Source organism: Mesorhizobium sp. B2-3-14 (assembly GCF_006442175.1).
GTDB classification, from domain to species: Bacteria; Pseudomonadota; Alphaproteobacteria; order Rhizobiales; family Rhizobiaceae; genus Mesorhizobium; species Mesorhizobium australicum.
On the sequence record NZ_VFVP01000001.1, the window covers coordinates 757310 to 770088 of the forward strand.

The window sequence follows — 12779 nt, forward strand, 5'->3', positions numbered from 1 at the left end:
ATGGATACGATCAGGATGCCCGAGCGAACCTATTATGCCCCAAAGGGCGGCCATTCCGGCCAGAGCGAACTTCTGACCGGCCGCGCCGTCTTTACCGAGGCCTATGCAGTCATCCCCAAGGGCGTGATGCAGGACATCGTCACCAGCGCCCTGCCGTTCTGGGACAAGACCCGTGTCTGGATCCTGTCGCGGCCGCTGTCCGGCTTCGCCGAGACGTTTTCGCAATACATCGTCGAGGTCGCGCCCGGCGGCGGCAGCGAGCGGCCGGAGCCCGATGCCAGCGCCGAAGGCGCCCTGTTCGTGGTCGAGGGCGAACTGACGGTTCTGCTCGACGGCATGAAACATGTGTTGCGCCCCGGCGGTTTTGCCTTCCTGCCGCCGGCCAGCGGCTGGACAGTCCGCAACGAAGGCAAGGCGGCTGTCCGCTTCCACTGGATACGCAAGGCTTATGAGGCGGTCGACGGCCTCGAGATTCCGCAAGCCTTCTTCACCAACGAACAGGAGATCGCGCCGACGCCGATGCCCGGCACCGAGGGCCGCTGGGCAACGACGCGGTTCGTCGATCCCGCCGATCTGCGCCACGACATGCACATGACCATCGTCACGCTCGAGCCGGGCGCGGTCATTCCGTTCGCCGAGACGCATGTCATGGAACACGGGCTCTATGTGCTCGAAGGCAAGGCTGTCTATCGGCTCAACCAGGACTGGGTCGAGGTCGAGGCGGGCGACTATATGTGGCTGCGCGCCTTCTGCCCGCAGGCCTGCTATGCCGGCGGCCCCGGCAAATTCCGCTATCTGCTCTACAAGGACGTCAATCGGCACGCCAAGCTCGGCGGGGCCGGCATCGCGAAGCGGACGTCATGAGCCGCATTGTCGCGCGGCCGCTGACCCGTGGGGCCTTCGCCGAATTCGGCGATGTCATCGACATGGGCGGCGACAACCACTATCCGATCAATGGCGGCAAGGCAGAGCGCTACCATGACCTCGCCACCGCGCAAGCCACGGGGCCGAATGCGCGCGTGCTGATCTCGATGGTGCGCGGCACGCCCTATGACATGCCGCTGAAGCTGACCATGGTGGAGCGCCACCCCTTGGGCAGCCAGGCTTTCATACCGCTGTCGCCGCGTCCGTTCCTGGTCGTCGTCTGCCCTGACGGCAAGGACGGGCCTGGCGAGCCGCATGCCTTCGTCACCGCACCGGGGCAAGGCATCAACTATTTCCGCAATCTCTGGCACGGCGTGCTGACGCCGCTCGGAGAGCCTCAGGACTTTTTGATCGTCGACCGTGGCGGCGACGGCTCCAACCTCGAGGAATTCCATTTCTCGCACGCCTACGAAATCCACCTCCCCGACGAGAGCTTGTGATGACCGACATCTCGCTGATCGACCGCCTGCTCGACGTCATCGAGCACGACATCGTGCCGAAGACGGCAGAAGGCGTCGCCCACGGCAACAAGCTGTTCGGCGCGGCGATCCTGCGCAAGGACAACCATTCGCTGGTACTGGCCGAGACCAACAACGAGATGGAAAACCCGCTCTGGCATGGCGAGGTGCATTGCCTGAAGCGCTTTTACGAGATGCCCAGGGCCGAGCGCATCGACACCAAGGGCGCCATCTTTCTCGCCACACACGAGCCCTGCTCGCTCTGCCTGTCGGCGATCACCTGGGCCGGCTTCGACAATTTCTACTATTTGTTCAGCCACGAGGATTCGCGCGACAGTTTTGCGATCCCGCATGATCTCAAAATTCTGAAAGAGGTCTTCACCCTCGACCCCGGCGGCTACAATGCCGAGAATGCCTATTGGAAAAGTTTTTCGATCCGCAAGCTGGTGCGGGCGCTGGCCGGGGCCGAACGCCAGCGGCTGGAGGAGCGGATCGGGAAAATCTCGGCGCGCTACGACGAATTGTCGGGTGACTACCAGGCGAGCAAGGCTGAGAACGACATTCCGCTGAATTGAGCTTCCGTCTCAACAATCGCCGCTTGAGTTACCCCCTTTATGGGGGCATACTGGATTATGGATAAACGCAGACCCACTTACGATCTTTATGCAATCAAGTCGACATTTGGGTCTGTCGACACGCTGGCGATCACAACGTCCGCACTGCGGGATGCTGTTGGGCTGGGCTTCGATCGCGCCGGTGTGATCGAGGTGATCGACAGCATGACGTCGGAAGATGTTTGTGAAGTCGATGACGACTTTCGCGGATCATCGAGTGTGGCAGGATGTCTATCACGTGCCAGCTCGTGACATGCTTCTCTATGTGAAATTCCAGGCGGATGTCGTGACCGAATTCACGATCATGTCATTCAAGGAGAAATGACCATGGCGACAAGGGAGAGCAGTGAAACGAATAGGATGGTCTCCCCCGAAACCGGAGAAACGTTGATGCGCGGAGTCCGTCCATTCACCGTGACCTATAAGGGCGAGAGCATGATCGTCGACCTGCCCGGCTACTATCCGCCATCGGATGGCGAGGGTGTGCATGTCGGCGACGACATGGCCGCCGTTGATGCCGCGCTGCGCGCGCTCAAGGAGAAGATCGACGGCGTGCCGGCCCCGTCAACCATCCGCCGCATGCGCACGAAGCTCAAGCTGTCGCAGCGCGAGGCCGGATCCTTGTTCAAGGTCGGCGAGAACGCCTTCGACAAGTATGAAAGAGGCTTGATCGAACCGAGTGGCCCGACCATTCAATTGATGACATTGCTGGAGAAACATCCCGAACTGCTCGACGAATTGCGGTAGCGGCACAGGTCGCATATTTCGCTGCTCCAGTCGCGAATGGCGATTGAAAGTTCTCGTGCCGCGGAGCGTTATGCCTGCCATGAAAATCATCACCGAATTTCCCCGCAAGGTCGTCGAATTTCCCGATATGGGCATCGTCATGCCCGATGGCTGCCGGCTGTCGGCGCGGGTGTGGATGCCGGAGGACGCGGGCGACGATCCGGTGCCTGCCATCCTCGAGCACCTGCCCTACCGCAAGCGCGACGGCACGATCTTTCGCGATCAGCTTACCCATCCCTATTTCGCCGGCCACGGCTACGCCTCGATCCGCGTCGACATGCGCGGCAATGGCGATTCCGAAGGGCTGATGGACGACGAATATTCCGAGCAGGAACTGCAGGACGCCTGCGATGTCATCGCCTGGGCGGCGGCCCAGCCCTGGTGCAACGGCAATGTCGGCATGATGGGTATTTCCTGGGGCGGCTTCAACTGCCTGCAGGTGGCGGCCAAACAGCCGCCGGCGCTCAAGGCGGTGATCAGCCTGTGCTCGACCGTCGACCGCTATGCCGACGACATCCACTACAAGGGCGGCTGCCTTTTGAACGAAAATTTCGGCTGGGCCTCGACCATGCTGTCCTATTCGTCGCGGCCGCCGGATCCGCTGATTGCCGGCGACAACAGATGGCGCGACCTCTGGATGACCCGGCTGGAGAACCTGGCCTTCATGGCGCCGCTGTGGCTCAGCCACCAGCATCGCGACGCCTATTGGAAGCGCGGTTCGATTTGCGAGGATTTTTCGGCCGTCAAGGCGGCTGTGCTGTCGATCGGCGGCTGGCACGACGGCTACCGCAACACGATCTCGCACCTCGTCAGCAACATCGAGGCACCGGTCAAGGGCATCGTCGGACCGTGGATCCACAAATACCCGCACTATGCCGGCCCCAAGCCAGCCATCGGCTTCCTCCAGGAAGCGCTGCGCTGGTGGGACCGCTGGCTGAAGGGCGCCGAGACCGGCGTCGAGGCCGATCCCGACTACCGCGCCTATGTGATGGACAGCGTGCGTCCCGCGCGCTGGCATCCGGAGCGGCCCGGCCGCTGGATAGCCGAGCAGGAATGGCCGTCGTCCAACATAACGATTGAAGCGCTCGAGCTCATGGCTCCGGGTGCAGGGCCTTCAACCGTCGCTTCGCCGCAAACCTGTGGGCTTGCCGGCGGCGAATACTTTCCGTTCACCTTCGGACCGGAACTGCCGGGCGATCAGCGTCCTGATGATGGGCTGTCGGCCTGTTTCGACCAGCCTGAGCTCACCAAACCGATCGAGATCGTCGGCGCGCCGGAGCTTCAGGTCCAGCTTGCCTCGGATCGGCCCCAGGCCAACATCGCTGTCCGGCTCTGCGACGTGCATCCCGACGGCGCCTCGGAACTGATCTCCTATGGCGTGCTCAATCTGACGCACCGCAGCTCGCATGAATTCCCCGAGGCGCCGGTCCCCGGGGAGACGGTTTCGGTCCGTGTCGTGCTCGATCAATGCGCCTACCGCGTGCCGGCCGGCCATCGTCTGCGCGTCGCCGTTTCGACCGCCTACTGGCCCGCTATCTGGCCCTCGCCCGAGCCGGTACGACTGACCGTGTCGGCGGCCACGCTATCGGTGCCGTTGCGCCTGCTGGCAACAGGCGACGAAGCCGTTTTCGCCGAGCCGGAAGGTGCTACGCCGTGGGCGACCGAGACGGTTCGGCCCGCCAATTCCGAACGCCATGTCGATCGCGACGAAAAGACCGGGATTGTCACGCTGTCGATAACGGACGACTTCGGCGAAGTGCGCGATCTCGACCACGGACTGGTCAACGGCAGCATCGCCCGCGAAACCTGGACCATCCAACCTGACGATCCCCTGTCAGCCTCGGGAAAGACACACTGGACGCAGACCCTGTCGCGAAATGGATGGTCGGTCCGTACCGAGACATGGGCGCAGATGCGGTCGGACACGCAAAACTTCATCGTCAGCGCCCGAATCGAAGCTTATGAGGGCGAAAAACTCGTCTTCGAGCGCGATTTCGACGAAAAGGTCCCGCGTGCGCTTGTTTGAGCGTTGAAATCATTGATCCAAATGCGACGTGCGATTTACGCCACGGCATGTCGCATTCGGTCTTGCTTACCGCTTTCCCTTGCGGTCATTATTCCCTTTAACAAGAAGCAAGAAAATCGACCGCAGAGTCGAACCAACAGAGTGAGGAACTCAAATGTCAAACGAACTGGAATTCCTTAGCCGGCGCGTTGCGTCCGGCAAACTGAGCCGTCGTGATTTTCTCGGCCGGGCGGCAGCGCTCGGCATCGCCGCACCCTTCGCCAACTCGCTGCTTTCGAGCGCGGCGCGGGCGGCGGGTCCGGTCAAGGGCGGTACGCTGAAGGCCGGCCTTGTCGGCGGTGAATCCACCAACAGCCTCGACCCGGCGCTGATGATGACGCAGGTGCCGTTCGCCTTCGGCAAGTGCTGGGGCGAAATGATCGTCGAGTTGTCGCCGGAAGGCAAGCTCGAGAACCGCATCGCCGAAGACATCGGCTCGTCCAAGGACGCCAAGACCTGGACGCTGAAGATCCGCGACGGCGTCGAATTCCACAACGGCAAGACCGTGACCGCGGAGGACGTGGCCGCCACGCTGGAGCGCCATTCGGACGAGAAGTCGAAATCCGGCGCGCTCGGCTACATGAAGGGCATCGACACCATCAAGGCCAGCGGCAAGGAAGTGGTGCTGACGCTGAAGGAGGCCAATGCCGACCTTCCCTATTTGCTCAGCGACTATCACCTGATCGTCCAGCCCAATGGCGGCAAGGACAAGCCCGATGCCGGCATCTCGGCAGGGCCATACGTGGTCAAGACCAACGAGCCTGGCGTGCGCCATGGCGGCGAGCGCTTCGCCAATTACTGGCAGGGCGACAAGATGGGCCATGCCGACCAGATCGAGGTCATCGTCATCAATGACGCGACCGCCCGCACGGCAGCGCTGCAGGGCGGCCAGGTCAACATGATCAACCGCGTCGAGCCGAAGATCGTCGACCTGATCAAGCGCGTGCCGGGCGTGACCATCCGCAACCACGCCGGTCCCGGCCACTACGTGTTCATCATGCATTGCAACACGGCGCCGTTCGACAACAACGACCTCAGGATGGCGCTGAAGCTGGCGATCGACCGCGAGGAGATGCTGACCAAGGTGCTGCGCGGCTACGGCTCGCTCGGCAACGACTTCCCGATCAACGCGTCCTATCCGCTGTTCAGCGAGATCGAGCAGCGCAAGTACGATCCCGACAAGGCCAAGTTCCACTACAAGAAATCAGGCCATGACGGCACCGTTCTGCTCAGGACCTCGGACGTGGCTTTCCCCGGCGCCGTCGATGCGTCCCAGTTGTTCCAGCAGAGCGCGGCCAAGGCCGGCATCAAGATCGAGCTCAAGCGAGAGCCCGGCGACGGCTACTGGAACGAGGTCTGGAACAAGCAGCCCTTCTGCGCCTCCTACTGGGGCGGCCGCTCGACGCAGGACCAGATGTATTCGACCGCCTATCTGTCGACGGCAGACTGGAACGACACGCGTTTCAAGCGCCCGGACTTCGACAAGATGGTGCTGGCGGCGCGCGCCGAACTCGACGAGGCCAAGCGCAAGCAGATGTACCATGACATGGCTGTCATGGTCCGCGACGATGGCGGCCTGATCCTGCCGATGTTCAACCAGTTCATCGACGCCACCGGCGCCAAGGTCGATGGCTGGGTGGATGATCCGCACCAGGAACTGATGAACGGCTACGCCTTGGCGAAGTGCTGGCTGCAGGCCTGAGTCCGGCTTTGCAGAGATGTCTTCACCCATCCTGAAACTCATTGCCCAGCGCATTGCGCTGGGCATCCTCCTTCTGTTGGCCATCTCGGTCCTGATCTTCGCCGGCACGCAGATTCTGCCAGGCGATGTCGCGCAAGCAATTCTGGGACAATCCGCGACGCCGGAATCGCTCGCCAATCTGCGCGAGCAGCTCGGGCTGAACGACCCCGCCTATGTCAGGTATTTCCACTGGCTCGGCGGCGTTCTGACCGGCGACCTCGGCACGGCGATGTCGAGCGGGCAGGATATCGCAACCTCGATCAAGTCGCGCCTGTGGAACACACTGTTCCTCGCCTTCTGGGCGGCGATCGTGGCCGTACCGCTGGCCATCATCCTGGGCCTGATCGCGGTGCGCTACCGCAATGGCTGGGTCGACAAGCTGATCTCCGGGCTGGCACTGGCCTCGACCTCCTTCCCCGAATTCTTCATCGGCTATGTGCTGGTCTATTTCTTCGCCGTGAAGTGGCAGATCTTTCCCGGCATCTCGACTGTCTACGAAGGCATGCCCTTCGGTGAGCGGATGCAGGCGATCGCGCTGCCGGCGACGGCGCTGACGCTGGTGGTGCTCGCCCACATGATGCGCATGACGCGAGCGGCGATCCTCAATGTCATGCAGTCGGCCTATGTCGAGACGGCGGAACTGAAGGGCCTGTCGGCGTTCAACGTCATCCGCAAGCACGCCTTCCCCAATGCCATCGCGCCGATCATCAACGTCGTCATGCTCAACCTCGCCTATCTCATCGTCGGGGTCGTCGTGGTCGAGGTGATTTTCGTCTATCCCGGCATGGGACAATATCTCGTCGATCACGTCACCAAGCGTGACGTACCGGTGGTACAGGCCGTCGGCCTGATCTTCGCCGCCGTCTACATCAGTCTCAACATCATCGCGGACATAGCGGCGATCGTCGCCAATCCGCGTCTCCGCCATCCGAAATAGGGGGGCTGATATGCTCGATATCAAACGCATCCCCATCCCCGCGCTGATCGGCATCGTCCTGACGGCACTGTTCGTGCTGGCGGCGATCTTCGCGCCCTGGATCTCACCGCATGACAACGCCGAAATCGTCGGCGATGTCTGGGAGCCGATATCGGCGGCGCATTGGCTGGGCACCGACAATCTTGGCCGCGATTTGCTGTCCCGGATGATCTATGGCGCCCGCATCACCTTGTTTATCGCGGTGCTGGCCACCGCGCTGTCGTTCTCGCTCGGCGCCATACTTGGCTTTTCGGCGGCCGTGTTCGGCGGCTGGTTCGATACGATCCTGTCGCGCCTCGTCGATCTCCTGATGTCGATCCCGACACTGATCATGGGCCTTGTGGTGCTCTCAGTGCTGCCAACCAACCTGGTGACGCTGATCCTGGTGATGGGCATTCTCGACTCGACGCGCGTCTATCGCCTGTCGCGCGCGGTCGCCGTCGACATCAACGTCATGGACTATGTCGAGGCCGCCAAGCTGCGCGGCGAAGGCAGCGCCTGGATCATTTTCCGCGAAATCCTGCCCAATGCGCTGTCGCCGCTGATCTCCGAGCTCGGCCTGCGCTTCATCTATGCGGTGCTGTTCCTGTCGACGTTGTCCTTTCTCGGCCTCGGCGTGCAGCCGCCGGACGCCGACTGGGGCGGCATGGTGAAGGAGAACAAGGACGGGATCGTGTTCGGCATAGGCGCCGCGCTCATTCCCGCGGCCGCGATCGCAGCACTGGCGATCTCGGTCAATCTTGTGGCCGACTGGGTGCTGAACCGCACGACAAGCCTGAAGGGAGGACGCGGATGACGGCCGACGTGAAGGCAAAGTCCACCCCTCTGCTCGATATCCGCAATTTGCGCATCGAGGCGACGGTCTATCCGCCAGGTGAGGCGCCGAAGAACATCGTGCTGGTGCACGACGTCTCGCTGACGCTGGAGAAGGGCAAGGTGCTCGGCCTGATCGGCGAATCCGGAGCCGGCAAGTCGACCATCGGCCTGTCGTCCATGGGCTATGGCCGTGGCGGCGTGCGCATCACCGGCGGCGAGGTGCTGCTCAACGGCCGCGACATCCTGAAGGGCGGCAAGGAAGGTTTCCGCAAGCTGCGTGGCCGCGAGGTCTGCTATGTCGCGCAGTCGGCGGCGGCCGCTTTCAACCCGGCGCACAGGCTGATGGACCAGGTGGTGGAAGCCACGCTGCTGCACGGGACGGCGACACGGGCGGAGGCCGAGAAACGCGCGATCGCGCTGTTCAAGAAGCTCAGCCTGCCGAACCCGGAAGCCATCGGCGAACGCTTTCCGCACCAGGTGTCAGGCGGCCAGTTGCAGCGCGTCATGACGGCTATGGCGCTGTGCTCGGAGCCTGACCTGATCGTCTTCGACGAACCGACCACGGCGCTCGACGTGACGACGCAGATCGACGTGCTGGCGGCGATCAAGGATGCCATCCGCGACACCCATGTGGCGGCGCTCTACATCACGCACGATTTGGCCGTCGTCGCCCAGGTCTCGGACGAGATCATGGTGCTGCGCCACGGCCGGCTGGTCGAATGGGGCGGCACTCGCCAGATCATCAAGGAACCGCGCCAGGAATACACCAACGCCCTGGTTTCGGTGCACGAGATCGAACATGCCGAGCAGAACCCCGGCACCACGCCGTTCCTGTCGGTCAAGAACGTCACCGCTGCCTATGGCGGCGGCCAGGTCAAGGTGCTGAAGAACGTCTCGGTCGATATCTACCCCGGCCAGACATTGGCCGTGGTTGGCGAATCCGGCTCCGGAAAATCGACGCTGGCGCGCGCCATAACCGGACTTTTGCCACCCGAGCAGGGCACCGTCACGTTCGACGGACGCCCGTTGGCCAACCGGCTTGCCGACCGGCCGAAGGAGGATTTGCGCCAGCTGCAGATGATCTATCAGATGGCCGACGTGGCGATGAACCCGCGCCAGACCGTCGGCACCATCATCGGCCGGCCGCTCGAATTCTATTTCGGCATGCGCGGCAAACAGCGCGATGCCCGCGTCGCCGAACTGCTCGACAAGATCGAAATGGGCAAGGGCTTTGTCGACCGTTACCCGGCCGAGCTTTCCGGTGGCCAGAAACAGCGTGTTTGCATCGCCCGCTCGCTCGCGGCAAAACCCAAGCTGATCATTTGTGACGAGGTGACCTCGGCGCTTGACCCCTTGGTGGCGCACGGCATCCTGAAGCTTCTGCTTGAACTGCAGAAGGAGGAGAACGTCGCCTATCTGTTCATCACCCACGATCTGGCGACGGTGAAGTCGATCGCCGATTCGATCGCTGTGATGTATCGCGGCGAGGTGGTGCGCTATGGTTCGAAGAGCAAGGTGCTGACGCCCCCCTTCGATGACTACACCGACCTTCTCTTGTCATCGGTCCCGGAGATGGAGATCGGCTGGCTGGAAAAGGCGATCAAGGGGCGGCGCATGGCCAGCGCCGGGAACTAGCGCAGTTCACGGTTTCACGGAACGGTGAACTGCTCTATCTCTTTGTTTTTATGCAATTCCGGATGGAAAAACCGTTCACACTTTTCCTGGAATTGCTCTAGGCACCCAGCGATCCGCCAACCAGGGGAGATGGCGGCCGTCATCCGCATGCAACACTAGGGCGCCACACGTCCTTTGGACGGGCGCCACTGGTGCGGCGTTGTTTCAACAAGGGGTAGGACATGAAGACTGAACTCGATCATCTCGCCGATCTCGCTGGCCAGGGCCGGATATCGCGCCGCGACTTTCTTGGCCGCACCGCGGCGCTTGGCGTGTCCGCCGCGCTGGCAACCACGCTGGCCGGGAGGGCCTTCGCGCAGAGCCCGGTCAAGGGCGGCATCATCAAGGCCGGCCTGCAGGGCGGTGAATCGACCAACAGCCTCGACCCTGCCCTGAACCTCAGCCAGGTCACCTACAGTTTCAGCAAGCAGTGGGGCGAGTATCTTGCCCGGCTAAGCCCAGACAACAAGCTGGTAAACCTGATCGCCGAAGACATCGGCGCCTCCAAGGACGCCAAGACGTGGACGATCAAGGTCCGTGACGGCATCGAATTCCACAATGGCAAGACGGTAAACGCCGAAGACGTTGCCGCCACCATCGAGCGCCATGCCGACGAGAAGTCGAAGTCGGGCGCGCTCGGTATTCTCAAGAACATCAAGGGCGTCAAGGCGAGCGGCAAGGAAGTGATCGTCACGCTCGGCGATGCAGACGCCGACTTCCCCTATCTGATGGCCGACTACCATCTCGTCATCCAGCCGAATGGCGGCAAGGACAACCCGAATGCCGGCATCAGCGCCGGTCCCTACAAGGTCACCGTCAACCAGCCGGGCGTACGCCATGGCGGCGAACGCTTTGCCAACTACTGGCAGGGCGACAAGTCCGGCCATGCCGACCAGGTCGAGATCGTCGTCATCAACGACGCGACGGCGCGTCTCGCTGCCCTCCAGGGCGGTCAGGTCCACATGATCAACCGCGTCGAGCCGAAGGTTGTCGATCTGGTCAAGCGCATTGCCGGCGTAAGTATCGAGAACGTGTCTGGCAAGGGCTACTACCCGTTCAACATGTTCTGCGACACCGCACCCTTCGACAGCAACGATCTGCGTATGGCGCTCAAGCTGGCCATGGACCGCGAGGAAATGCTGGAGAAGATCCTGCGCGGCTACGGCTCGGTGGGCAACGACTTCCCGATCAACGAAGCCTACCCGCTGTTTACCGCCATCGAGCAGCGCAAATTCGATCCGGAAAAAGCCGCCGCCCTCTACAAGAAGTCGGGCCATAGCGGCTCGGTCCTGCTGCGTACCTCCGATGTCGCCTTCCCCGGCGCCGTCGACGCCGCCCAGCTCTATCAGCAGAGTGCGGCCAAAGCCGGGATCAAGATCGAGATCAAGCGCGAGCCCGGCGATGGCTACTGGTCCGAGGTGTGGAACAAGAAGCCCTTCTCGCTCTCCTATTGGGGCGGCCGCGCCACGCAGGATCAGATGTATTCCACCGGTTACGTCTCGACGGCCGACTGGAACGACACGCGCTTCAAGCGGCCGGAATTCGACAAGATGCTGTTCACCGCGCGCGGCGAGCTCGACCAGGACAAGCGTAAGGCGATCTACCACGACATGGCGGTGATGATGCGCGACGAAGGCGGCCTGATCGTGCCCTTCTTCAACCAGTTCATCGACGCGGCCGCCACCAACAAGATCAGCGGATGGGTCAAGAACCCGATCGGCGAAATGATGGATGGGTACGCGCTGGGAGAATGCTGGCTGAACGCCTGACATCTGTCTCATATTGAAAAGCGCCGCGTGTCCCAACGACACGCGGCGCACTCGTTTCAACAGACAATCGCGTGGAGTAACCGGTGGCGATCCAATCCAAGCTTCTGCTGATCATCCTCGATGGCGTTCCCTACCGCAACTGGCGCCGGCTGATGGGCAATCTCGAGGGTTGGGTGCAATCGGGCGAGGCGCGGGTGTGGAAGATGCGCTCGGTGCTGCCGTCGACCTCGGCCTGCTGCTATGCCTCGATCCACACCGGCGTTTCGCCGCAGGTGCACGGGATCCTGTCCAACGAAAACCGGTTTCGCGTCGGACAGCCCGATATCTTCTCGGAAGTCAGCAAGGCCGGCGGCAGGACCGGCGCGGTTACCCATTCCTACTGGTCTGAATTCTTCCGTTCCTATCCCTTCGACCTCGTCGAAGACATGGAATATGACGAGCCCGGCGGACCGATCACGCATGGCCGCTTCCACACCATGACCGGCTACAATCTCAAGAACCAGATGACGCCGAGCGATGTCGACCTGTTCGCGACGCTGACCATGCTCACCCGGCGCCACGGCATCGACTACGGCATCCTGCACACCTGCACGCTGGACTCGATGGGCCATCGCTTCGGTCACGACTGCCACGAGATGGACCATGCCTGCTACGCCATGGACGGCATGCTGGCGGCCTTCCTGCCGGGCTGGATCGAAGCCGGCTATGAGGTCATGGTCACCGCCGACCATGGCCAGACCGACCGCGGTCACCATGGCGGCCATGACGACGAGATGCAGGATTTCGCACTGTATTATTTCGGACAAGGCAAAGGGCCGGAAGCCGACACGCTGCTCGACCAGTTGCAACTGGCGCCAACGGTGTTGAGCCGGCTGGGCGTGCCGGTGCCGGCGACGATGAAGGCGAAGGCTTTTCTCACCTGATCGGGCGGCTGGCGCCTCCCGCATCCGCCTGCC

General features: G+C 62.4%; 13 protein-coding genes. All 13 read left to right on the top strand.

Annotated features, from left to right (window positions below):
* The 13 genes from FJ950_RS03470 (at position 1) to FJ950_RS03525 (ending at position 12746) form a co-directional block, all read left to right on the top strand.
* On the top strand, positions 1 to 864 hold the full coding sequence (locus tag FJ950_RS03470) for a bifunctional allantoicase/(S)-ureidoglycine aminohydrolase (RefSeq protein ID WP_140615064.1): 864 nt from the start codon (positions 1 to 3) through the stop codon (positions 862 to 864).
* Entirely contained in the window at positions 861 to 1364 is a 504-nt protein-coding gene (locus tag FJ950_RS03475) for an ureidoglycolate lyase (protein ID WP_015314321.1), read from the top strand. The genes FJ950_RS03470 and FJ950_RS03475 overlap by 4 nt, the downstream gene beginning before the upstream one ends.
* The gene (locus FJ950_RS03480; protein ID WP_140615066.1) at positions 1364 to 1957 is read left to right on the top strand and encodes a nucleoside deaminase; all 594 of its coding nucleotides are present in this window, start codon (positions 1364 to 1366) and stop codon (positions 1955 to 1957) included. The genes FJ950_RS03475 and FJ950_RS03480 overlap by 1 nt, the downstream gene beginning before the upstream one ends.
* Before the next feature lie 57 nt (positions 1958 to 2014).
* On the top strand, positions 2015 to 2248 hold the full coding sequence (locus tag FJ950_RS03485) for a type II toxin-antitoxin system MqsR family toxin (RefSeq protein ID WP_281408375.1): 234 nt from the start codon (positions 2015 to 2017) through the stop codon (positions 2246 to 2248).
* Positions 2190 to 2321, top strand: a complete 132-nt coding sequence (locus FJ950_RS30045; protein ID WP_281408376.1) for a type II toxin-antitoxin system MqsR family toxin — start codon at positions 2190 to 2192, stop codon at positions 2319 to 2321. The genes FJ950_RS03485 and FJ950_RS30045 overlap by 59 nt, the downstream gene beginning before the upstream one ends.
* Positions 2322 to 2386: 65 nt before the next feature.
* Complete coding sequence (locus tag FJ950_RS03490) at positions 2387 to 2743, top strand: type II toxin-antitoxin system MqsA family antitoxin (protein ID WP_224718912.1); 357 nt, start codon at positions 2387 to 2389, stop codon at positions 2741 to 2743.
* Positions 2744 to 2822: 79 nt separating this feature from the next.
* Positions 2823 to 4808 carry a CocE/NonD family hydrolase gene (locus FJ950_RS03495; RefSeq protein WP_140615070.1) on the top strand — a complete coding sequence of 662 codons (1986 nt, stop codon included), beginning with the start codon at positions 2823 to 2825 and terminating at the stop codon, positions 4806 to 4808.
* Between the two features lie 154 nt (positions 4809 to 4962).
* A complete protein-coding gene (locus FJ950_RS03500) occupies positions 4963 to 6549 on the top strand; it encodes an ABC transporter substrate-binding protein (RefSeq protein ID WP_140615072.1) in 1587 nt (528 codons plus the stop codon).
* Positions 6550 to 6565: 16 nt separating this feature from the next.
* Positions 6566 to 7525, top strand: a complete 960-nt coding sequence (locus FJ950_RS03505; protein WP_015314326.1) for an ABC transporter permease — start codon at positions 6566 to 6568, stop codon at positions 7523 to 7525.
* Between the two features lie 10 nt (positions 7526 to 7535).
* Positions 7536 to 8360, top strand: coding sequence for an ABC transporter permease (locus FJ950_RS03510; protein ID WP_015314327.1), 825 nt, complete (start codon positions 7536 to 7538; stop codon positions 8358 to 8360).
* The gene (locus tag FJ950_RS03515) at positions 8357 to 10015 is read left to right on the top strand and encodes an ABC transporter ATP-binding protein (protein WP_140615074.1); all 1659 of its coding nucleotides are present in this window, start codon (positions 8357 to 8359) and stop codon (positions 10013 to 10015) included. Before FJ950_RS03510 ends, FJ950_RS03515 begins: the two co-directional genes overlap by 4 nt.
* A 221-nt stretch (positions 10016 to 10236) precedes the next feature.
* Positions 10237 to 11823 carry an ABC transporter substrate-binding protein gene (locus tag FJ950_RS03520; RefSeq protein WP_140615076.1) on the top strand — a complete coding sequence of 529 codons (1587 nt, stop codon included), beginning with the start codon at positions 10237 to 10239 and terminating at the stop codon, positions 11821 to 11823.
* An 83-nt stretch (positions 11824 to 11906) separates the two neighbouring features.
* The gene (locus FJ950_RS03525; protein WP_140615078.1) at positions 11907 to 12746 is read left to right on the top strand and encodes an alkaline phosphatase family protein; all 840 of its coding nucleotides are present in this window, start codon (positions 11907 to 11909) and stop codon (positions 12744 to 12746) included.
* The last annotated feature ends 33 nt before the right edge of the window (positions 12747 to 12779 follow it).